The organism is Roseateles albus (genome assembly GCF_028595345.1).
In the GTDB taxonomy this organism is placed as follows: Bacteria; Pseudomonadota; Gammaproteobacteria; order Burkholderiales; family Burkholderiaceae_C; genus Paucibacter_A; species Paucibacter_A albus.
In genome coordinates this window covers 283,971-307,087 of the sequence record NZ_JAQQXT010000006.1, presented here as the reverse complement: position 1 = coordinate 307,087, position 23,117 = coordinate 283,971, and the positions used below count along the sequence as shown (strand labels likewise).

At 65.9% G+C, this 23,117-nt stretch carries 15 protein-coding genes; 11 read left to right on the top strand and 4 right to left on the bottom strand.

The genetic code is table 11. The annotated features are described in order from the left end of the window. Positions 1–28 precede the first annotated feature (28 nt). A complete protein-coding gene (locus PRZ03_RS12115; RefSeq protein ID WP_263532596.1) occupies positions 29–892 on the bottom strand; it encodes a transglutaminase-like domain-containing protein in 864 nt (287 codons plus the stop codon). A 298-nt stretch (positions 893–1,190) separates the two neighbouring features. Between PRZ03_RS12115 and PRZ03_RS12110 the strand changes: the two genes are divergently transcribed. The 5 genes from PRZ03_RS12110 to PRZ03_RS12090 all read left to right on the top strand — a co-directional run bounded on the left by PRZ03_RS12110 (position 1,191) and on the right by PRZ03_RS12090 (position 10,608). Then, positions 1,191–2,660: a circularly permuted type 2 ATP-grasp protein gene (locus PRZ03_RS12110; RefSeq protein ID WP_263532597.1), complete on the top strand. Its 1,470-nt coding sequence runs from the start codon at positions 1,191–1,193 to the stop codon at positions 2,658–2,660. A gap of 23 nt (positions 2,661–2,683) precedes the next feature. Continuing rightward, the gene (locus tag PRZ03_RS12105; RefSeq protein WP_273600514.1) at positions 2,684–3,631 is read left to right on the top strand and encodes an alpha-E domain-containing protein; all 948 of its coding nucleotides are present in this window, start codon (positions 2,684–2,686) and stop codon (positions 3,629–3,631) included. A gap of 14 nt (positions 3,632–3,645) precedes the next feature. Further along, the gene (locus PRZ03_RS12100) at positions 3,646–7,074 is read left to right on the top strand and encodes a transglutaminase family protein (RefSeq protein WP_273600513.1); all 3,429 of its coding nucleotides are present in this window, start codon (positions 3,646–3,648) and stop codon (positions 7,072–7,074) included. A gap of 67 nt (positions 7,075–7,141) precedes the next feature. Beyond that, positions 7,142–9,718 (top strand): circularly permuted type 2 ATP-grasp protein, encoded by a 2,577-nt coding sequence (locus PRZ03_RS12095; RefSeq protein ID WP_273600512.1) that lies wholly within the window; start codon positions 7,142–7,144, stop codon positions 9,716–9,718. Continuing rightward, the gene (locus tag PRZ03_RS12090) at positions 9,715–10,608 is read left to right on the top strand and encodes a transglutaminase family protein (RefSeq protein ID WP_273600511.1); all 894 of its coding nucleotides are present in this window, start codon (positions 9,715–9,717) and stop codon (positions 10,606–10,608) included. The genes PRZ03_RS12095 and PRZ03_RS12090 overlap by 4 nt, the downstream gene beginning before the upstream one ends. 273 nt (positions 10,609–10,881) lie before the next feature. Here the strand turns inward: PRZ03_RS12090 and PRZ03_RS12085 are convergent, their stop codons facing one another. From PRZ03_RS12085 to PRZ03_RS24105, 3 genes are all read right to left on the bottom strand, one after another. Further along, positions 10,882–11,286, bottom strand: a complete 405-nt coding sequence (locus tag PRZ03_RS12085; RefSeq protein ID WP_273600510.1) for a hypothetical protein — start codon at positions 11,284–11,286, stop codon at positions 10,882–10,884. Between the two features lie 234 nt (positions 11,287–11,520). Next, positions 11,521–12,555: a M35 family metallo-endopeptidase gene (locus PRZ03_RS12080; RefSeq protein WP_273600508.1), complete on the bottom strand. Its 1,035-nt coding sequence runs from the start codon at positions 12,553–12,555 to the stop codon at positions 11,521–11,523. 29 nt (positions 12,556–12,584) lie between these two features. Beyond that, positions 12,585–12,743: a PEP-CTERM sorting domain-containing protein gene (locus PRZ03_RS24105; RefSeq protein ID WP_409993955.1), complete on the bottom strand. Its 159-nt coding sequence runs from the start codon at positions 12,741–12,743 to the stop codon at positions 12,585–12,587. 53 nt (positions 12,744–12,796) lie between these two features. Here PRZ03_RS24105 and PRZ03_RS12075 point away from each other — a divergent pair, with 53 nt between their 5' ends. The 6 genes from PRZ03_RS12075 (at position 12,797) to PRZ03_RS12050 (ending at position 23,117) form a co-directional block, all read left to right on the top strand. Then, on the top strand, positions 12,797–16,597 hold the full coding sequence (locus tag PRZ03_RS12075; protein WP_273600507.1) for an AAA family ATPase: 3,801 nt from the start codon (positions 12,797–12,799) through the stop codon (positions 16,595–16,597). Positions 16,598–16,665: 68 nt separating this feature from the next. Beyond that, positions 16,666–18,027, top strand: a complete 1,362-nt coding sequence (locus PRZ03_RS12070; RefSeq protein ID WP_273600506.1) for a hypothetical protein — start codon at positions 16,666–16,668, stop codon at positions 18,025–18,027. Between the two features lie 13 nt (positions 18,028–18,040). Further along, the gene (locus tag PRZ03_RS12065) at positions 18,041–18,517 is read left to right on the top strand and encodes a hypothetical protein (RefSeq protein WP_273600505.1); all 477 of its coding nucleotides are present in this window, start codon (positions 18,041–18,043) and stop codon (positions 18,515–18,517) included. Positions 18,518–18,522: 5 nt separating this feature from the next. Then, positions 18,523–21,063, top strand: a complete 2,541-nt coding sequence (locus PRZ03_RS12060; RefSeq protein ID WP_273600503.1) for a SpoIIE family protein phosphatase — start codon at positions 18,523–18,525, stop codon at positions 21,061–21,063. Between the two features lie 60 nt (positions 21,064–21,123). Further along, complete coding sequence (locus PRZ03_RS12055) at positions 21,124–21,468, top strand: STAS domain-containing protein (RefSeq protein WP_263532608.1); 345 nt, start codon at positions 21,124–21,126, stop codon at positions 21,466–21,468. Between the two features lie 20 nt (positions 21,469–21,488). Further along, entirely contained in the window at positions 21,489–23,117 is a 1,629-nt protein-coding gene (locus PRZ03_RS12050) for a Na/Pi symporter (RefSeq protein ID WP_273600502.1), read from the top strand.

The window sequence follows — 23,117 nt, the reverse complement described above, 5'->3', positions numbered from 1 at the left end:
GCCAAGGCTCTGCGCCTGCGCAGGGCACTCAAGCCGCCGTCGACAAGCCCTGCGTCACATGCTCGGGCAGCACCACCTGACCCTGGGCGTTGGCGATGGCCTCGATGTGAATGACCGGCGAAGCGCCGCGCACGCCGCCGAAGATGGTGGCGAAGGCAGTATCGGCCGCGTCATGGCCGGTGCCGATGCGGATCAAGGCCATCGGGATGGCCACGCCCGAGGGATCAAACAAGTACCAACGCTGACCCAGATAGACCTCCACATAGGCGTGAAAGTCCTGCGCGCGCAGGCTCAAGTCCAAGCCGTAGTCGATGCCGGTGACAAAGCGAGCCGGCATATTCAAGGCCCGGCACAGAGCAATCATCAGATGAGCGAAATCGCGGCAAACACCGGCGCGGTCCACCAGGGTGTCCACCGCCGTGGTGGTGCCGGTGGATGAGTTGGCCTGAAAGCTCGTGCGCGCCTGCACCCAGTCACGGATCGCCAGCACCCGGCCGTAGCCCTTGGGCAGCTGACCAAACTCCTGCGCCGCCAGCCGGTACAAGCGGTCCGACTCGCAATAGCGGCTAGGGTAGACATAGGGCAAGACGGCGCCGGGCAGATCGGCAACGGCCAACTCGGTCAGCTGATCGGTCGGCGTTTGCACATGATCCAGATCGACGCTGGCGCTGTAGTTCATTGTCAGCTGGCCGGCCTGCGCCTGCAGGCGCAAAAAACGAGTCTGGCTCAGCGCGTCAACGTAGAGGACGGAGTTGACACCTTGGCTATTGCTGAGCGACTCGCTGAGCACGGTCTGCTGCGGTGTCTGCGCGGCATGCAGGTTGAAAATGAAATCGCAGCCCGGTGCGTCAATCTCGTAGCTCAACTCAACGGTGTATTGGAATCTGAGCATGGGGAGGCTCCGTTTTGGGCGGGGCCAGCGCGGGCTCAAAAGGCAACCGTCAGCCGATATGGCGCTGCGGGGAGCCATTATGGGGCTAGGGCGCGCCCTTGTCAGGACGCACTTTCCCGCGCTGCGCAAATTGCCCCCGGACGAAGCCACAGCGGACACCAGCTTGGTGCGGCGCGTGCGACCATGCTGGTGCACAAACGCCCGATATTGAGCTAGCGCCAAAACCGCACGCACCAATCAGCACCGCCCAGCACATGGCCCGGATATTGCTCACACGTTAAAGACAAGGAGAGCATGAATGAAATCCAGCTTCGACGAAATGCACTTCAATGGCGCACCCGGTGCTTTTGAGTTCCCCGGCCCAAGCGCCCGCACGCATTACCAAACCTTCGAACGCTGGCTGGCCGGTCAAGCCGAAGAGACCATGCGCTTGCGCCGCGAAGAAGCGGAAGTGATCTTTCGCCGCGTCGGCATCACTTTCGCCGTCTATGGCGACAAGGACAGCGGCGAAGGCACCGAGCGCTTGATTCCCTTTGACGTGATCCCGCGCGTCATTCCCGCTGATGAATGGCGCGAGATGGAGGCCGGCCTGCGCCAACGCGTGACCGCCTTGAACCGCTTCATTCACGATGTTTATCACGGTCAAGACATCATCCGCGCCGGCATCGTGCCCGAAGGGCCCATCCTCAACAATGCGCAGTTCCGCCCCGAGATGATGGGCGTGGATGTGCCGCTGAATATCTATTCCCAGATTGCCGGCATCGACATCGTGCGCGCCGCCAACCCCGACGGCAGCGGCAGCTACTACGTGCTGGAAGACAATCTACGCGTGCCCAGCGGCGTCAGCTATATGCTGGAAAACCGCAAGATGATGATGCGGCTGTTCCCCGATCTGTTCTCGCAGCACCGCATCGCGCCGGTCGCCCATTACCCCGATCTGCTGTTGGAAACGCTGCGCAGCGTCGGCCCTCACAGCATGAACGTCAAGAGCGAGCCGACCGTGGTGGTGCTGACGCCGGGCATGTACAACTCGGCCTATTTCGAGCATGCCTTCTTAGCCCAACAAATGGGTGTCGAGCTGGTCGAGGGCAAGGACTTGTTCGTCAAGGAGAACATCGTCTATATGCGCACCACGCGGGGGCCCAAGCGTGTGGATGTGATCTACCGCCGCCTGGACGACGACTTCCTCGACCCCAAGGTGTTCCGCAAGGATTCGACATTAGGTTGCGCAGGCCTGGTCGAGGCCTACAAGGCTGGCAATGTGAATCTGGCCAATGGCATAGGCACGGGCATCGCGGACGACAAGTCCATCTACCCCTATGTGCCCAAGATGATCGAGTTTTATCTGGGCGAGAAACCAATCCTGAACAATGTGCCCACGCATGTCTGCCGCGAGGCCGATGACCTGAAGTATGTGCTGGACAACCTAGCCGACCTGGTGGTGAAGGAGGTGCATGGTGCGGGCGGCTACGGCATGTTGGTCGGCCCGGCCGCCACCAAGCAGGAGATTGAGGACTTCCGCGCTTGTCTGCTGGCCAATCCGAGCAATTACATCGCCCAGCCGACGCTGAGCCTGTCGACCTGCCCGACCTTTGTCGAGGCCGGCATCGCGCCGCGCCATATCGACCTGCGGCCCTTTGTGCTGTCCGGGGAGAAGGTGCAGATCGTGCCGGGTGGGCTGACGCGCGTGGCGCTGAAGGAGGGCTCGCTGGTGGTCAACAGCAGCCAAGGTGGCGGCACCAAGGACACCTGGGTGTTGGAAGACTAATCGGTTCTGAAGGAATACGAACAATGCTGTCAAGAACCGCCGATCATCTGTTTTGGCTCTCTCGCTACATGGAGCGAGCGGAGAATACGGCTCGAATGCTGGACGTCAACTACCAGACCTCCTTGTTGCCGCAGTCGGCCGCCGCCGCTGAGCAGGGCTGGCGCAGCCTGCTATCGATCTCGGAGTTGACCGGGCCGTATCAGGCGCGCTGGGGCGAGATCAACAGCGAGCGGGTCAAGCATTTCATGGTCAGCGACGAGCGCAACCCCTCGTCGATTCTGAGCTGCCTGCGTGAGGCGCGCGAGAACGCCCGTGCGGTGCGCGGCACGCTGACCACTGAGGTTTGGGAAACCACCAACCAGACCTGGCTGGAGTTCAAACGAATGATCGCCGACGGCTTGCTGTCGCAAGACCCGGCCGCCTTGTGTGAATGGGTCAAGTTCCGCTCGCATCTGTCGCGCGGCGTCACGGTGGGCACGATGCTGCAGGATGAAGCCTTTAACTTCCTGCGCATAGGCTCCTTCCTGGAGCGAGCCGACAACACCGCCCGGCTGCTGGACGTCAAGTTCCACGCACTGGAATCCAAGCCTGAGCCTTCGGGACCTGGCGCGCGCGACTTCTACCATTGGTCTGCGGTGTTGCGATCGGTCTCGGCCTTTGAGGTCTACCGCAAGGTCTATAGCAATGTGATCACGCCCGACAAGGTGGCCGAGCTGCTGATTCTGCGGCCCGATATGCCGCGCTCATTGGCGCATTGCATGGCGCGCCTGCTCAGCAACTTGAAGCGGGTGGCCAACAATCAGTCCGGCGAGACGCTGCGCCTGGCCGGTCGCATCCATGCCGACCTGGAATTCGCCAGCATCGATGAAATCCTGCAACCCGGCTTGCATGTTTTCCTGAGCCAGTTTCTGGACCGCGTCGGCAAGCTGGGCCTTGGCATCAGTCGCGACTTTTTGAATCCGTCGGTCTAAGCACTGAGGCACACATGGCTATCCGCGTCGCACTGCACCACCGCACCAGCTACCGCTATGACCGCGCCGTAGCGCTCTCGCCGCATGAGGTGAGGCTGCGGCCGGCGCCGCATGCGCGCACGCCCATCCTGTCGTACTCATTGACGGTGGAGCCGGCCGAGCATTTCATCAACTGGCAGCAAGACCCCTACGGCAATTACATCGGCCGCTTTGTGTTCCCCGAGAAGGCCGAAGAGCTCAGCTTCACCGTCGATCTGGTCGCCGATATGACGGTGATCAACCCGTTTGACTTCTTTGTCGAAAAGTACGCCGAGCGCTTCCCCTTTGCCTACCCGGCCCAACTGGCGGCGGAGTTAGGGCCCTATCTGCAGGTCGACCCGCCGGGGCCAATGCTCAAAGATTGGATCGCGGCGGTGCGCAGCGAAATGCTCAGCAGCTCGCTGCCGACGAATGACTTTCTGGTCTATCTGAACCAGCGCGTGCAGGTCCGCATCGGCTATTTGCTGCGCATGGAGCCGGGCATTCAAACGCCCGAGGAAACGCTGCAAAAAGCCTCAGGCTCATGCCGCGATAGCGCCTGGCTGCTGGTGCAGATCCTGCGCTCCTTGGGCCTGGCCGCGCGTTTTGTGTCCGGCTATCTGATCCAGCTCAAGCCCGATCAAGCCTCGCTCGACGGCCCCAGCGGCACGGCGGTTGATTTCACCGATCTGCATGCCTGGACCGAGGTTTACATCCCCGGGGCCGGCTGGATTGGCCTGGACCCAACCTCGGGCATGCTGGCCAGCGAAGGTCATATCCCGCTCGCCTGCACCGCCCTGCCCTCGTCGGCCGCTCCGGTCAGCGGCTTCACCGACAAAGCCGAGGTCACTTTCGTGCATGAGATGACGGTGACCCGCATCCATGAAGATCCGCGCGTCACCAAGCCCTATTCCGATGCCGACTGGCAGGCCATAGACCGCCTGGGCCAGCAGGTCGACGCCGACCTCAAGCGCAATGATGTGCGCCTCACTCAAGGCGGCGAGCCGACCTTTGTGTCCATCGACGATATGGACGGCGCGCAATGGAATACCGAGGCGCATGGCGAGCACAAGCGCGAGCTGGCCGGCCAGCTGATGCTGCGGCTCAAGAAGCATTTCGCCCCCGGCGGCATGTTGCACTACGGCCAGGGCAAGTGGTACCCGGGCGAGCCGCTGCCGCGCTGGGCGCTGAATATCTATTGGCGGGTCGACGGCCAGCCCATGTGGCGCGACGCCTCGCTGTTCTCGGCAGAAGGCAGCAATGACGGCTATGGCAAGGCCGAAGCCGAACGCTTTATGGCCGCGCTGCTGGAGGGTCTGCATCTGCCCGCCGCCAGCGCCATTCCCGCCTATGAAGACGTGCGCCAGCAGGCGCAGATCGAAGAGGGTCTGCCGAGCAATTTGAACCCGCTGTTCGCTGATCTGAGCGACTCCGAGCAGCGCCGCCGTCTGGCCCGCTTGCTGGACAAGGGCCTGGGCGAAGTTGTGGGCTATGTGCTGCCACTGGCGCCGACACCGTTTGAGCCCGGCGTGAGCCTGAGCAGCAGCTGGCGCAGCTCGGCCTGGCCGCTCAAGCGCGAGCATCTCTACCTAATCGACGGCGACTCCCCATTGGGTCTGCGCCTGCCGCTGAACTCGCTGCCCTGGGTCTTGCCGGACGAGCAAGAGGCCGAATTCGATCTCGACCCCTTTGCCGAGCGCAGCGCGCTGCTGGAAGCCAAGGCGACGCTGGACGTCAAGCTGACCCACGCTGACCGCGAAACTCAGCGGGGCCCACGCGCAGCGCTGGCGGCGGCCAAACGGCTGGCGCGTGCCACCCTGGGCCGCTCGACCAGTGCCGAATCCGAGCCAACGCCGCATCCTTTAGCCGGCCAGCACAACGCCACCCCGGCGCCGCGCGACGTCATCCACACTGCCCTGTGCGTGCAGGTGCGGGCCGGGCGCTTGTACGTCTTCATGCCGCCGATCAAACGCATCGAAGACTATCTGGCCTTGGTGCAGATCGTCGAAGCGACTGCTGCCAAATTGCAGCTGAAGCTCTGGATCGAAGGCTATGGCCCGCCGCGCGACCCCCGCATCAAGCTGCTCAGCGTGACGCCGGACCCCGGCGTGATCGAGGTCAATGTGCATCCGTCGGCGAGCTGGAGCGAGCTGGTCTACACCATGGGCACGCTCTATGAAGAGGCGCGGCTGAGCCGCCTGGGCACCGAGAAATTCATGGTCGACGGCCGCCACACCGGCACCGGCGGCGGCAACCACGCGACGCTTGGCGGCGCCACCGCCGAAGACAGCCCGATGCTGCGCCGCCCCGATCTTCTCAAGAGCCTGATCACCTATTGGCAGAACCATCCGGCCCTGTCCTATCTGTTCTCCGGCACCTTCATCGGCCCGACCAGCCAGGCGCCGCGCGTGGACGAGGCGCGCGATGACAATCTGTATGAGCTGGCGATCGCCTTCCAGCAGATGGACCGGGTCTTGCCGGGCATGATGCCGGGCGACAAGCCCTGGATGGTTGATCGCCTCTTGCGTAATTTGTTGGTCGATCTGACCGGCAACACGCATCGCTCGGAGTTTTCGATCGACAAGCTCTACTCACCCGACGGCCCCACCGGGCGCCTGGGCTTGGTCGAGTTCCGGGCCTTCGAGATGCCGCCGCATGAGCGCATGAGCTTGTTGCAGATGCTGCTGCTGCGCGCCTTGGTGGCACGCTTCTGGCAGCAGCCCTACCAGGCCAAGCTGGTGCATTGGGGCACGGCCTTGCATGACCGCTGGATGCTGCCGCACTTCGTCGCGCAAGACATCCGCGATGTGGCACGCGATCTGCGCGCGGCCGGCTATGCCTTTGAGGACCATTGGTTCGACCCCTTCATCGAGTTCCGTTTCCCGCGTTTCGGCACCGTCGTCTACGAGGGCGTGGAGCTGGAACTCAGGCAGGCGATCGAACCCTGGAATGTGCTGGGCGAAGAGATGGCCGCCGGTGGCACAGCGCGTTATGTCGACTCCTCGGTCGAGCGCATGCAGCTCTTGGTGCGCGGCCTCACCGATGGCCGTCATGTGATTGCCTGCAACGGCCGCATGTTGCCGCTGCATCCGACCGGTGTCCCGGGCGAATATGTGGCGGCCGTGCGCTTCCGCGCCTGGAGCCCTTGGTCAGCGCTGCACCCGACGATTGGCGTGCAAGCGCCCTTGACCTTTGATCTGGTCGACACCTGGAGCGGCCGCGCGATCGGCGGCTGCACTTATCACGTCGTCCATCCGGGCGGTCGCAGCGAGGAACATTCACCCGTCAATGCCAATGCGGCCGAGGCGAGGCGCTTCGCGCGCTTCTGGCCACATGGCCACACGCCGGGGCCGATGACGGTGTTCAAGGAGCCGTTCAATCCGAGCTTCCCGATGACGCTGGATCTGCGCTGGCAGCCGCTGTGAACGTGGCGGCCACGCGCGCAGAGATAATCACGGCCCTGTAGTCCCCCGCGAACCTGCTCGCCACACCGTGCCCTCTCGACTCCTTGCCGGCTACCCGGCCGCCACCGACCGCTTTGACGAAATGCTGGGCGCCGATGGTCAGCCGCGCCCGCATTGGCGCGCGCTGCTGACGGCGCTGGCGCGCGAAGCGCCGGGCGTGATGCGCGAGCGCGACGAGGCGGTACAGCGCCAGGTGCGCGAAAACGGCGTCACCTACAACGTCTACGCCGACACACGCGGCGCCGGCCGCCCATGGGACTTGAACGTGCTGCCGCTGATCCTGCCGCACAACGAGTGGGCCGAGATCGAGGCTGCCGTGACACAGCGCGCCACACTGCTGAATCAAATTCTGCTGGACGTCTACGGCCCGCAACTGCTGCTGCAGCAGGGTCAGCTGCCGCCGGCCTTGATCCACGGTCATGCCGGCTTCCTACGCCCCTGTCACGGCATGCGGCATCGCGACGGCATTGCCCTGCACTTCTACGCAGTGGACCTGGCGCGTGCTCCAAGCGGCCGCTGGTGGGTGGTGGCGGACCGCACACAAGCGCCGTCCGGCAGCGGTTATGCGCTGGAGAACCGGGCTGTGATTGGCCGCACCTTCCCCGATCTGATGCGCGACCTGAATGTGCGCCCCTTGACCGGCTTCTTCGACAAGATGCGCGACAGCCTCAGCTACTGGGGCCACCAATGCGCCAACAGCGGCAGCACGCCGCTGCGCGCCGGCGAGCCGCCGCTGATCGTTTTGCTGACACCCGGCCCTTATAACGAAACCTATTACGAGCAAGCCTATATGGCGCGCCACCTGGGTCTGCCGCTGGTGGAGGGCTCGGATCTGACCGTGCGCAATGGCATGGTCTGGCACAAGACCCTGTCGGGCATGAAGCGGGTGCATGTGATCATGCGCCGGGTCGACGATGACTACTGCGACCCGCTGGAGCTGCGCGCCGACTCCAGTCTAGGCATCCCCGGCCTGATTGAAGCGGCGCGGCTGGGCAATGTCTTGATCGCCAACAGCCTGGGTTCCAATCTGCTGGAGTCGGGCGCTTTGCTGGGCTTTTTGCCGGCGCTGTCGCAGCGCGTGCTGGGCGCGCCCTTGAAGATGCCTTCGGTGGCAACTTGGTGGTGCGGCGAGCCGGCAGCGCTGGCCCAGGTGATTGCCAAGCTGGACCGCTTGGTGATCAAGCCCGCCTTTCCGCAAAGCCGCCAGTTCACCGTCTTCGGCCAGGACCTGAAGGGCGCCGAGCGGGCGGCCTTTATCGCCAAGCTGCGCGCCCACCCGGCCAACTATGTGGCGCAGGAGCTGGTGCATTTGTCGCAGGCGCCGGTCTGGCGCGCCGATATGTCCAAACAGCAAGGACATGGCTCACGTGCAGGTGCCCATGGTGCATTGACCGCCAGCGCAATGGGCTTGCGCGTTTATGCCTGCGCCACGCCAACCGGCTATGTGGTGATGCCTGGCGGCCTGACACGTGTGGCCACCGGCCCCGATGTGCGCGTGATCACGCTGCAGCGCGGCGGCGGCAGCAAAGACACCTGGGTGCAGGCGCGCGAGTTGCCCTTGGTCGATGCGCACCGGCCGCTATCGCGCACCACCACCGTGGCCGATCTGGTGCGCGACGACACCCATGTGTCGAGCCGCGCGGCCGAGAACCTGTTTTGGTTCGGCCGCAATGCCGAGCGTTGCGACAATATCGCGCGCCTGCTGCGCGTCAGCCTGAACTTCCTATTCAATCTGCGCCCCGCCAACCAAGGCGCCGGATGGCCCACGGTCAAGGCGCTGTGCGCGCAGCATCACTTACTCGACGGCAAGCAGCCACCCAAAGACAGCGCCGAGCGTGCGCAGCTCAACGCATCACTGAGCGACGCGCAGGTCGAACAAGCCTTGCTGCTGGCCGTGGTGTCGCCCGAGGTGCCGGGCTTGGCACGCCAGCAACAGCAGCTTTACCGCAGCGCCAGCCAGTTACGTGAGCGGCTCTCGATCGACAACTGGCGCGCCCTCAACCGCATGCTGCAGCAGCAAGCGCCGGCCGAAGGCAAGCACTTGTCGCAAGCAGATGCGATGACCCTGCTCGACGATGCGGCCGCCGCCTCGATGACGATGGCCGGCTTTGCCCTGGACGGCATGAACCGCGACCTGGGCTGGCGCTTTTTGTCGCTGGGCCGACGCTTGGAGCGCTTGCAGTATCAGTGCCAGGTCTTGCAGAGCGCGCTCAGCATGGACGCCGACGGCGAGCTGGACTGGCTGCTGGAGTTGGCCGACAGCATCGTCACCTACCGCTCTCGCTACCGGGCTCAGCCCGAGTGGCTGCCAGTGCTGGATCTCTTGTTGCTGGACGCCAGCAACCCGCGCTCCATCTTGTTCCAGCTCGACGGCATCACCAAGGGAATGGACAAGATGGCACTGGCGGCGGGCGGCTGCGGTGAGGCCGAAATGCAGGCCGTGCGCGCCGAGCTATTGGCGCTGGCGCCGGCCACCGACCTTTACCGCGGCAATGCGCGCCTGACGCAATTGCTGCTGCGCATACGGCGCGCCAGCGAGGCCATGTCCGAGCTGATCAGCGTGCAGTTCTTCAGCTACACCGGCGAGAAGGCGGCCCAGCGATGAAGGCCGCCAGCATCAAATACCGGGTCGAGCACGAGACCGAGTACCGCTATCAAAGCCAGGTCACCTTGTCGCAGCAATACCTGCATCTGACGCCGCGCAGCTTTGCACTGCAAAGCACCGAGTCACACCGGATTCTGGTGCGCCCAACCGAGCATGAAACCAGCGAGGGCCGCGACTACTTTGGCAACCCGACGCGGCGATTGACTCTGATGGCGCCTCACATGACGCTCAACGTGCATGCCGAATCGGTCGTGAGCTTGAGCAAGCGGCCGAGCATGGCGGAGCTGCAAGGCTCCAAGCCCTGGGAATCGGTACGTGAGCTGGTGCAACGCGCGCAGTCCCCCGACACCCTGGAAGCAACGCGTTATCTCTACGCCTCACCGCATGTCGAGCTGAGCGCTGCGCTGGAGCTGTATGCACGCCCCAGCTTTCGCCCGGGCAGGCCGATACTGGAGGCCGCGCTGGACCTGACCCAGCGCATCTTTGCCGACTTCAAGTTCGACCCCGCCGCCACCGAAATCTCCACCCCGCTGGAGCAGGTCTTGAGCGGCCGCCGCGGTGTCTGCCAAGACTTTGCCCAGCTGATGATTGGCTGCCTGCGCAGCCTGGGCCTGCCGGCCCGCTATTTGAGCGGCTACATCCTCACCCACCCCAAGCCCGGCCAGCCGCGCTTGGTTGGCGCCGATGCCTCACATGCCTGGGTTTCGGTGTTCTGCCCCGTACATGGCTGGATCGACTTCGACCCGACCAACCGCTGCCTGGTGCAGGGCGAGCACATCACCTTGGGCTGGGGGCGAGATTTCAGCGACGTGACGCCGATGCGCGGCATCGTGCTGGGCGGCGGCGCGCAGCAGTTGCAGGTGAAGGTGACGGTGACGCCGCTCGGGTGAGACGGGCCGGCTTGCGCCAAGTTTTGCTTGGATGAATTGCAGGGCTTGGTGTGGCTGCAAAGTACCCACACCAGCCCTTGGGAATAGGCACTAGCCGCTGCAATACTGTCTTTTGCGGGGCGAGCCGTGCTGATGCCGTACCCCAATACCAAACATGTGCTGCGCATATCGCAGGCGTCAGCGATCGGTCTGAAGGGTAATCAGGCCTCGCGGTTCAAGAGGCTCTACCGCGTACATCGACCGCAGAACGGCGGTCCTGGCGAGACATCGGGGTCAGCGCTGCAGATCAAAGTCCAGGCTGTTGCAGTCCAGCGGCACGCGAACATGACGTTCACGCGGCCGCGGCGGGGCTTCTGCGATGGGAGCAAGGTCGTGAATGACAAGCTGTGGTGTAAGGTGATATCGGCCGGCTTGCGACAGGTCAAAAGCCAGTGCCAGGTCGACCTCCGCCAAGCGCGTTTGGCCCGCGTCTAGCTGAAGGTAAGCCGCAGCTTCGGGGTCGCCCCGTTTGACAGTGGCGCCGCGGTAGCGCAAGGCTTGGCCGTTATGCGTCACCTTGACATAGGGTCCCATCCAGGGCCTGGGTTCCAGCGGCGTGGCCCACACCAGCACGTTCACGGCTTCCGGGCCGCTGTTATGCAGGCTGAATCTCAGCAGCGCCTTTTGTCCCTGGGTCAACTTGGAAGGCATTTGCAGCGAACACACCAGCTGAGTTCCCGTGGCTGCCAGCGACGCGACGGTGGCAGCGCTGGGTGCACCCGCAGGCAGTGGCCCAGCTGACTCTGAAGCCGAGGCTGACGCCGCCATCACCGCCACTCCAGTCGCCACGGCGGCGGCGCCACAAGCCAGCCGCCACCCCATATCAACCGAGGCAAGCCGCAGCAAAGCAGTAGTAAGGCGCTGGGCTGCCGTTCAGGGCTTGGCCGGTGTGTTCTCAGCAATGTATTCGTGGCTGTCTGCGTTGCGGATGGCCCGGGATGGGTTGCTCAGCGCCAGGGCGCGCGCGGCGGTCTGGCCGTAAGCCCAGTCATCGGTGTCGGCCACCACAGTGAAGTGCGACATTTCATGGATCAAGGTACCGGCCTTGGAATCGGTGCCCAGCGCCGGGGCAGCCCAGAATGCTTTGCAAAGGTAGATTTTGTAGTGATCATCTGGATAGACGTAAGCGTAATAGTTGTCAGTGCAAGTGCAGTCAAAGCGCAGGGGTTTGGTGGCAAAGGCGTCTTGAACCTTGACAAAGTTGGTTTTCACGGCGTTCCAACTGCTGCGCGTGCCCGGACCGAACCATTCAGTGAAACGCTGTGTCGCCACGCGTGAGTTCTGCATGTAGGTCAGCACACCTTGCGAGTAAGTGTTGGCGCTGCTGACAGCGTTGTTCAGGTCGGTGATCTGCGAGGCCGAGCAGGCGGTGAAGGTTGGCGCACCATCGGTGAGGTTTGTCGAGGCGGGTGCCGTCCTTGCCGCGCCCACGCCGCTGCGCGATTCCAACCAGACAAAAGCCGGGGCAGACTTCATCACGCCACGGCCGCCGCTGCTGCCAGGGCTGTTGAATTCGACGCTGTACCTGCCGTTGCGTGACAGGTCATAACCGGCTGTCAACTCCACGCTGTACTCGAGCGTGGCGCCTGCGGCGATGGTGACCCAGTCACTGACCGCAGGTGCAGCGCGTTTGATCAAGCGCCCTTTGTAGGGCACCGGAGAACCGTCCAGCGTGACGGTGAACAACTTGCTGTCATGGCGGGCCGAAGGCAGTTCCCAGCGCGGTACCGAGATCGCCGCTTGTGTGCCGTTGGTGACGCTGACATTGACGAAAACGTTCACGTCTCCGAGCAACACCGGGGTGGGCGCCGAGACACGCACATACAGGCCGTCCCAGGAGGCAGCGGACACGCTGCCGGCCCAAGCCAAGGCAAGCAAGAGCCACAGGGCACGTACGATTCTTTGCATGGCAGATCCTTTGAGGTGAAACCGAGGTGTCAAGCTTGCGGCGCGACGCTGCGGCCGCGCGTGGCACGGCGCAGGGCCAGTAGCCCGGCGGCCATCATCAACATGGAGGAAGGTTCGGGTATGGGAGCAACTTGGCCCAAGGGCAAGTTGTCAATGCCTCGAAAGCTGACGCGACTTTGCCTCAGCACGCCGAGCAGATGTCACATCAGGCGGGCATACTAGCGCCTGATTCTTGACCGCCATGCCACCCCTGACCCTCGAGTTCCCTGGATCCGCCACGCCCACTGTGAGCGAGCAGAATGCCCCCGCCACCCGCCCCCTGCTGCGACTGTTGGGCGGCTTCGAGTTACGCGACTCCCTGGGCCAGGTCTTGCCCCTGCCCTACGACAAGGTACGTGCCTTGCTGGCCATGCTGGTGCTGCAGACCGGGCCGCTGGCGCGGGAAGCTCTGGCTGAAACCCTCTGGCCCGACTCCAAGCTGGAGCAGGCACGAGCTAATTTGCGCCGGGCTCTGTTTGACTTGCGCAGGGTGCTGGCCCAGCTCTGGCCCGATCAGCCCGATCTGGAGCCGCTGCTGTCCGACAAGAAGCAGCTGCAGCTGCGCGAGGATTTGGCCTGGCAATTGGACTGCCGGGACTTCGCCCTGGCCCAGCTGGATGCCGCCACGCCGCAAGCGGAGGCGCGCCGCCAAGCCCTGCAGCAGGCGCTGAGCCTCTACCGCGGTCCCTTGCTTGACGGTTTACAGCTGCCCGAAGCGCCCGGCTTCGAAGCTTGGCTGCAACCGCGCCGCGAGGCTCTGCTGCGCCAGGCCCAACAGTTGCTGGAGGCGCTGGGGCAGCTGTATGAGGACGCCGGCGAGACCGAGGCCGCCCTGTCCTGCGCGCGCCGCGCCCTGGCCCAAGACCCCTGGTGCGAACCCGCCCTGCGCCGCTGCATGCGAATGCTGGCGCCCACGGCCGCAGGCGAAGCCCTGGCCTTGTTCGAACAGTTGCGCCTGCAACTGCATAGCGAGCTACAGCTGCAACCGCAAGCCGCCACCCAGGCCCTGGCCGAGCGTCTGCGCGCCGCCACAGCCCAGGCAGCCAAAGCCCCGGCCACGCGTGCCGAGCGCCGCCGCGTCGTCGCCCTCGCCTGCGAATGGGAGGCTCCGTCCGACGATGGCGCCCGCGAGGCCGAGGCCATGGCCGCCGCCCTGCAAGCCCGGCTGCAACAGGCCCGCCTGCTTCTTCAGGCGCGCGGCGCCCATGTGCAACGCGCCGAGGGCGGCGAGCTGCTGGCCTTTTTTGGTCACCCGCGCGCGCAGGAGCAGGTGCCACGCCTTGCCCTGGACGCCGCGCTGGAAATCGCCGCCGCACACGAAAAAAACAGCCTTGAGCCCTGCTCCCTGCGCCAGGGCCTGCATGTGGGCTGGGTGCACGCCGACCCGGAGCGAGCCTCGCCCGACAGCGTGGGCGCGCTTTCGCGCCAGGCGCGCAAGCTGGCCCTGCAGGCCGAGGCCGGCCGCATCCTCGTCAGCGCCGAGCTGCAACAGCAAAGCGAGCGCCATCACCGCTTTGCCGCCATGGCGGGGCCCGGTGGTAGCGCCAGCCTGCTGGGCGCCCGAGCACCCCAAGCCCGCGGCCGGATCGACGCGCTCAAGCCCATGGTCGGCCGCAACACCGAACTGGCGCTGCTGCGGCAAGAATGGCTTCTCGCTCAAGGCAGCGCGCGCACGGTCTGGGTGCAAGGCGAACCTGGCCTGGGCAAGACCCGGCTGCTGCAGGCCTTGCGCCAGCATGTGGCGGCCGCTGCGGATGGCGCGCCAACGCCGATCTCCCAGCTTCAGTGTCGCCCCGAATATCGCCACACGCCCTTGGAGCCAGTGCGGGCCACGCTGCGCCGGCGCATAGGCGCCGCACTGAAGGGTGATGCAGCGCAGGCAGAGGCCGCCCTCAGCGCGCTGCTGCAGCATGCGGGACTGCCGCCGGCGAGCCATGTGGCCGCGCGCGCCCTGCTGCGTCCGCTGCTGCTCCAACACCAGAACAAGTCGGCCCCGGCAGAGCCCTTGCACATGCGTGAGCTGCACACCCTGCTGTGCGATCTCTTCGAAGGCCTGGCCCTGGGCCGGCCGCAGCTCATGCTGTTGGAAGATCTGCAATGGGCTGACCCGTCCACGCTGGAGCTGCTGCAGCTGCATCTCCAACGACAACTTCAGCGCCCCGCCGCGCAGCGCACCCCGGGCCTGCTGCTGCTCAGCTCGCGCGAGGCGCCGCCCGACGATGTGCGCGCCAGTCTGGACCTCTGCCTGAATCTTCAGCCCCTGCCGCCCGAAGACATGTGCCGCCTGATTGAGCAACTCGACAGCGCGCCGGCTTCGGCCGCGCAGCGCCTGCAAGTGCTGCAGCGTGCCGGCGGCGTGCCACTGTTTGCCGAAGAGCTGGCACGCTCGCTGCGCCTGCGCCCGACCGACAAAGTGCCGGCCACGCTGTGGGACTTGTTGGCCGCCAGCCTGGACCGCCTGCCGCCCGAAGCCAAGCGCCTGGCCCAGGGCGCGGCCCTGCTGGGCAGCACCTGCTCGCCCGCCCTGTTGCAAGAGCTGCTGCAGTTGCCGGCCGGGCCGCTGGCCCAGCAATTGGCGCAACTGGAACGGCTGGACCTGCTGCAAGCCATTGAGCCGCAACACTGGCAGTTTCGCCATGCCTTGATCCGCGACGCTGCGCTGGAGACCCTCAGCGCCAGCGAGCGCCGCGCCCTGCACCGGCGTGCCGCCCAGGCCTTGATGGGCCCCTTCGCCGCCCAGGCCGCCGATGCTCCCGAGGCCCTGGCCCAGCATCTGCACGCCGCCGGCGACCCGGCGGCCGCGCATTACTGGCTGCAAGCGGCCGAGCGGGCCGCCGCCCAATCGGCCCACCAAGAAGCACGCCATGGCTTCGAGCAAGGCCTGGCCGCCTTGCAGCTACCCGAGGCAGCACCCGCGCTGGGGCAACGCTTGCGCCTGCCCTTGCTGCTGGGCCTGGGGCATGGCCTGTTGGCTCTGGACGGCTATGGCTCGCCGAACGCGCGCCAGTGCTACCGCCAAGCGCTGCAGGCCTGCGATGAGCCAGGCGCCGCCAGCAGCCCGGGCCAGCGCTTCCAGGTACTCTGGGGCTTGTGGCTGGGCAGCCGCAGCGGCCCGGGCGAAGGCCCGGTGCTGAATCTGGTGCAAGAGCTGCTGGCGGTGGCCGCCGACACCGGGGACGCCGCTGCCGCTGTGCAAGCGCGTTATGCCCTGGGCAACAACCTCTTCTTCCTGGGCCAGTTGCAGGCCTCTTGCGAGGCCCTGGCCGAAGCGGCCGCCGCCGGGGACCGCCTGCCGCCGCGCCAGCGCGCCCAGCTGACCCAGCGTTTTGGCGAGCATGGCGGCATCGCTGCCCGCGCCATGCTGGGCTGGCCGCTGGCCTTGCAGGGCCGCATCGAAGAAGCCTTGCAACAAACAAACCAGGGCCTGCAGCAAGCGCGCGAGCTCGGCCATGCCCAGACCCTGGGCTTTGCTCTGACCATGGCGGGCGTGCTGCATCGCCATCTGCGCCGGCCCGAAGCCGCACTGCCTCTGAGCATGGAGCTGCTGGCCCTGGCCCAGCGCCATGGCCTGGCCCTGTGGCAGGCGGTGGGCGCCCTGGTGTTGGGCTGGAGCCAGGCGGCCGGCGGCGACCCGGACGGCCTGCTGCCCATCCGCCAAGCCGCCAGCGCCTCGGCCGTGGCCATGCCCAGCACCGAAGCGACCTTTCTCTCCTTCCTGATCGAGTCGCTGCTGAGCCTCGGCCAGGCCGAGGAAGCCCTGAGCCAGATCGACGCCTGCTTGCCCAAAGCGCATGAACGTCAGGAGCTCTACCTGCTGCCCGAACTCTGGCGCATGCGTGCCCAGGCCTTGGCGACCCTAGGCGCGCCGTGCGGCGAGATTGAAGAGGCGCTGGATCGGGCCGTGCAGGCCGGCCGCGCCATGGGTGCCGAGCTGCTCTTGCAGCGCAGTGCCGCCCAAGCCCTGGCGCTGATCAACGGCGATTCAACGCAAATTCAACGCTAGGCCGACAAGCTCTCGCTTAATTTCAGGCCCGCCGACCAAGACGCGGGTCTCAGCGAGGGGATGCTTTGATGTTGGCAAGACCAAAAAAACACAGGCGACGCGCAGCGGCGTGGGCGCTGGCGGGCCTGGGCCTGCTGGCCGGCGCCAGCGCGCAAGCGGCCGAGGAAGCCAGCGAAGGCCGGGGCAACCCGCTGCGCTTCTCCGGCTTCGCCACTTTGGGCCTCGCCCATAACGACAACGCCACCGCAGGCGCCATTACTTCCTTTTCTCAGCTCAAGCCGGTGCAGCAAGGCTGGTCGGCCAATATGGACACGGTGCTGGGCCTGCAACTGGAATGGCAGCCGCTGAGCGGGACCACGTTTCAAGTGCAAGGCGTAGCCCGGGCGGGTGAGGACATGCAGCCGCGCCTGCGCATCGCCGCCCTGCGCCAGCAGCTGGGCCACGGCCTGAGCTTGAACCTGGGCCGCATGCGCAGCCCGCTGTTTTTCGATTCCAGCATTGCCGAGATCGGCTATGCCAATCTGACCGTGCGCCCGGCGCCGACCATCTACGCCCTCACCAATAGCGTGGCGGGTCTGGACGGCGCGGACCTGCATTGGCGCCTCAACTTCGGCGACGCCAGCGTGCTGGCTCAAGTCTTCGGCGGCCGCTACGACTACACCCACCGCTTCAACAATTTCTCACCCGCCCTGTCGGCCGACGCCAGCTTGCGCGGCATGCTCGGCTTCAGCCTCAGCGCCAATCTGCAAGACCTGACCGTGCGCGTCTCGCGCACCGAGATAGACCGTTATGTGCTGCGCTCCGAGCAGGTCAGCCAGATCAACAGCGGGCTGGACCAGCTCAGCGGCGCCTTGCAGCAAATGGCGCTCAACCCCCAGCTGCCGCCGACGCTGCAGTCCGGCTTGCAAGCCAAGGCCCAAGGCCTGGATGCCCTGCGCAACCCCTTCGACAACCGGCCCGTCTACACCAGCCTCGGCATGGACGGCAACTGGCAGCAATGGCGCTTGTTGGCCGAGCTGACCTGGATGGACCCGCGCAACGATCTGGTCGGCCGAGGCACCGGCTACAGCCTCACGCTGGCACGCAGCTTCGGGGACGTCACGCCCTATCTGAGCCTGGCCCGGCTCAAGCGCTCCAGCGCCAGGCTCAACACCAGCGCTCTGGCGCCCTCCGGACTCGACCCGCAGCTCGACGCGGGCTTGAACCAGCTCAAGCAAGGCTTTGATCGCGCCCAGCAGTTCGCCGACATCAGCAGCCGCTCGGTCAGCATCGGCCTGCGCTGGGACTGGCGCGAGAACATGGCGATCAAGACCCAGCTCGACCAGATACGCACGCCTAACGCCAGCACGCCCGGCCCGCTGGCCGTGCCCGTGCTGCCCTTCGACAACAAGCTCCAGCTGTTCAGCGTCACGCTGGACCTGGTGTTCTGACGAGGGGCCGGTCATGACACTCAATCATCAACACGTTCACCGCGCTCGCTTGGCCCTGCTCTCGCTGCCCGCTCTGCTGGCCTTGCTGTGTTTCAGCGCGGCGCAACCCGCCCTGGCCGGCAATGAGCTGATCGTCATCGCCCACAAAGATGTGAGCCTGGACAAGATCAGCCCCGAGCGCATGACGCAGATCTATCTGCGCCAGCAACAGAGTTGGCCTGACGGCCAAGCCATCCAACCCATCGACCTACGCGAAGGCAGCGGCCTGCGCCGCGCCTTTTACGACCAGGTCACCGGCCGCAGCCCAGGCCAGCTGCGCGCCTTCTGGGCCCGCCAGAGCTTCACCGGCATGGGCTTGCCGCCACGTCAGGTGGACAGCGACGAGGAAGTGACCCGCCTGGTGCAGAGCACGCCGGGCGCGATTGGCTATGTGTCGCGCAAGCCCAACGGCGCCGCCGTCAAAGTCCTATTAACCGCCAACCTCGACTGACGCGCATGACAGCCACTGTCACGGACCTCGGCCGGGCTCAAGCCCGCTGGCTGCGCCTGCTGGCGCCGGCCAGCTGGCTGTCGGGGCGGCTGAGTTTTTCGCGCAAATTTCTGCTGGTCGGCGCGGTCATGCTGCTGGCCCTGGCCTTGCTGAGCTGGCCGCTGCTGCGCAAAGCCGGGCAAGACGCACAAAGCGCCGAGCTGGAACGCCGCGGCCTGAGCGCGCTGGCGCAGCAGGCCGTCGTACTCGACACCCTGGTGCGTCAGCGCGGTGAACTCAAAGGCGAGCGCAGTGAGCGCCCGGCGGCCCAAGCCGAACTGCAAGCCCTGCTGGCCTGGGCCACCGCACCGCAGCTGCCGCCCAACGCGCCGGCCAACAGCTTGCCCGCGCTGGCCCTGCGCCTGCAGCAGCAGTGGCAGCAGCTGCAAGAGCTGGGCGCACAAGACGACGACGCCCAGCGCCGCTTTGCCGCCCACACCGGCACCATCAACGCCTTGCTGGCCCTGATGCGCGAGAGCGCTCGCGCCCACCGCCTCAACGTCGACCCGACGCTGGACGCGGCCTTCGAGATGCTCAGCCACCGCCTGCCCCTGCTGATGGAAACACTGTCCAAGCAGCAGGATGCGCTGGCACTGTCCAGCGACAGCATGGCCAGCTATGCCTTGGCCGCCCAGGTGGTGCTGAGCGAGGCCACGCCGGCCCTGCGCGCCGGCATGCAGCAGCTACTGGCGCCCGGCGACCGTGCCGGCCTGCAAGCGCAGCTGGACGAGCTTCTGGCCCGCATCGAGCGCCAGCAAGACGCGGTCGACAAGGTGCTCGATGCACCCCAAGCTCTTGCCGAGCTGCGTCCCCTCGCCAGCGCCAATCTGGCTCAAGCCCAGGCCCTGCTGGTGGCAAGCACCGCGCAGGCCGATGCCCTGCTACAAGAGCGCCTGACCCAGCTGCGCCGCAGCCAGTGGCAGGTGGGCGCCTTGCTGGTGGGCGCGATGGCGGCGATTGCCTACTTGTTCGCCGGCATCTATGTGTCCACGTTGCGCTCGCTGCGCCGGCTCTCGCAAGGCACGCAAGACTTCTGCGCCGGCCGGCTGGACACCCGCATCCGCATCGACACGCAGGACGAGCTGGTCCTGGTGGCGGGCAACTTCAACACCGTGGCGTCTGAGGTCGGGCGCCTGCTCGATGTGATCCGCGAGCAGAACGAATCGCGCCAGCGCGAGCTGGAGCACTTGGTGCAGCAGCGCACGCTTGAGTTGGCCGACAAGAACGATCAGTTGCACCTGGCCGCCCTGCGGGTGCAAGAGGAGCTTGAATCGGCCCGCGATATGCAGCAGGCCATCCTGCCCCAGCACTTCCCCGACACGGCGGACTTTTCCATGCAGGCCTGCATGCACCCGGCGCGCGAGCTGGGGGGTGATTTTTACGACTGTTTCGCGCTCTCAGACGGCCGCTGGGGCTTTCTGGTCGCCGATGTGGCGGGCAAGGGCGTGGGCGCGGCCTTCTTCATGGCGGTGTCCCGCACCGTGCTGCAAGACCTGGCGCAAGACGAGCTGGGCCCCGAAGAAGTGCTGGCCCGCGCCAACGATGTGCTCAGCGGGCGCAACCCGATGGAGCTGTTCGTCACCGCCTGCTACTGCATCTACGACCCGCGCGACGGCAGCTTGGCCTACGCCAGCGCCGGCCACCCCGCGCCGCTCTTGCGCAGTGCCCAAGGGGAGGTGCAGGCCCTGGACTGCCCGCGCGACATCGCCCTGGGCGTGCTGCCCGGCATGAGCTACAGCCGCCGACATGCGCAGTTAGCCAGCGGCGACACCCTCTTGCTTTACACCGACGGCATCACCGAAGCCTTTGACGCCGCCGAACGCGCTTATGGCGACGAGCGCCTGATCGCCTGGCTGCAGGAGAGCCAGGAGCCACAAGCCGCAGACAAACTGGCCAGCCTGGTGCGCGATGTGGCCGACTTCGTCGGCGGTGCCGAACCCAGCGACGACCTGACCGCCCTCCTGCTGTGCCGCAAGTCGCGCACCGAGGGCGCGCCCCTGGTCGAAACCAGTACCGATTCCCCCGACCCGTCCGCCAGCCCCCAAGCCCGAGGAGCTCTGACCGTGAGCCACACCCCCCTGGAACTGAAGAACAAAACCTTGCTGCTGGAGCATCGCCTGCACAGCCGTGTCGAAGAGATCACCCCGCTGGCCGAAGCCGTGGACCAAGCCCTCGCCGATCGGCCAGATCTGGCCTTTGCCGTCAACCTCTGCCTGGAAGAGCTGATCACCAACACCATCCAGCACGGCCTGCACGGCGCGCCCGACCGCCCCATCCATGTGCGGCTCTCGCGCTCCGACGAGTGGCTGGAGATCATTCTCAAAGACGACGCCCCTCCCTTCGACCCCTTTGTGGAAGCGCCCGAGCCCAGCCTGGACGCCAGCGTGGAAGAACGCGCCGTGGGCGGCCTGGGTGTGCACATGGTCAAAACCATGATGGACGAGGTGCGCGCCTTCTACGACGGCAGCGGCAACCTGATCGTGCTGCTCAAGACTCTCAAGCGCTGAAGGCCGCAAGGCCTGCGCCCCAAACCACAAAACCCCTCAGTCAAAGAAAGAGCCCCCACCATGAACTTCGAACACCAAAGCAGCGATGAACAAGGCAGCCGCCTGCTCAGCCTGAAGGGCCGCATCGACAGCGCCACCGCCGGCGCCTTTGAGCAAGCCGTGCAAGACCTGTTCGCCACGCCGGGCGCCCGTGCATTGCTGGACTTTGCCGCCGTGGACTACATCTCCAGCGCCGGCCTGCGCGTGGTGCTGATGGCCGCCAAGCGCGCCAAGCAAGCGCAAGGCCGCTTGCTGCTCTGCGGCCTGCCCCAGCATGTGCGTGAGGTGTTTGAGATCAGCGGCTTCTTGAAGATCATTGACAGCGTCACAGACCGTTCCGAGGGTCTTCGTCAACTGAACGCCTGACTGCGGACTCACGCGGTCTCATGAGCATATTTTTCAGTCTGTTCGCCGGGCTGGGCCTGTTCTTCATCGGTGTCCGCCTGATCAGCAGCAATCTGCGTCAGGTGATTGGCCGACGCCTGCGCCAGCTGATTGCGCGCGCCGTCACCAGCGCGGGCTCGCTGGCCTTGTTCGGCCTGCTGGCCGGCGCGGTGATGCAAAGCGTCAACGCCGTCATCCATGTGCTGGTGGCCCTGGTCACCGCCGGGGCCATGGACCGCAAGCGCGCCTTCCCCATCATCCGCTGGGCTAATCTGGGCACCTCGATGCTGGCCCTGGTGGCCGCCATTGATCTGCATGCCCTGGCGCTGTGCCTGGTGGGCCTGACCGGCATCGCCTACTACCAGCAGATCGACCAGTCCACCCGCTGGCGCCACGCCGTCGGCGCGCTGCTAGGCCTGGGCCTGCTTTTCCTGGGCACCGATTTCATCAAGAGCGGCGCCGCCCTGCTGCGCACCGCCCCCTGGCTGCGCGAACAGATCGCCGAGCTGGGCGTATGGCTGCTGCCCAGCTTCGCCATCGGTGCTGCAGTAGCTTGGGCCGCGCAGTCTTCGACCACGGTGGTCGTCATCACCATGAGCCTGGCGGCCGGCGGCCTGATCGGCTGGAACGGCGGCGCCATGCTGGTGATGGGCGCCGGCCTGGGCTCCGCCGCTTCGGCCTGGAACCTGGCCGGCCGCTTGCAGGGCAGCGCCCGCCAGTTGGTGCTGTTCCAGGTGCTGCTGCGCCTGCAGGGTCTGCTGCTCACCTTGATCTTCTACGCCTGCAACCGCTGGCTCTTTGACGACCCCTTAGGCCGCCTGCTCGATTACTTCGACATGGGCTTGCCGGCGCGGCTGGCAGCCTTCTACATGGTGGTGCAAGTGCTCAGCGACCTGGGCAGCCGCGCGCTGGACAAGCCCAGCCTGCGCTGGTTGGAAGCGTGGGCCGCGCCCTCGCTGCAAGAGAACCTGAGCAAGCCGCACTTTGTGCACGACGAGGCCCTGGACGAGGCCGAAACCGCCCTGCTGCTGGCCGACAAAGAGCAGCAACGCCTGCTCGCCTGCCTGCCCGCCTACCTCGACGCCTTGCGTCAAGACGCACCCGCCGCCCTGGCCTCGGCCGACAAGCGCCAAGCCGCCGAGAGCCAAGTGCTGCAACTCTGCGAGCAGTTCTTGGTGGAGCTGGCTGACCGCCAGCGCAGCCGCGATGTGCTTGAACGCAGCATGGTGCTGCGCGACCGCAACCGCCTGCTCGGCTCGCTGCAGGAGTCGCTGGCCGAGCTGCACCAGAGCACCCAGGCCGCGATGGGCGAACCCAGCGTCGCCCAGTTGCTGGACCAGCTGGTGCAAAGCCTGCACATGATGCTGGAGACCCTGGCCGAGACCGCCGCACTTGCCAGACCCGAAGCCGAAGACCTGGCGCTTCTGCGCAGCCTCACCCACGACCGCTCGGAGCTGATGGATGGCATACGCCGCCGCTTGCAAGGCAGCGAGCTGGAAGCCGGCCTGCGCCAAGCGGTGTTCAGCGCCACCACGGTGTTTGAGCGCTGCGTCTGGTTGGCGAGGCGCTATGTGCTGCTGCTGGACAGCCCCACCTCCTCGCCATCCTTTTCTCCCTCGACCAAGACTTGA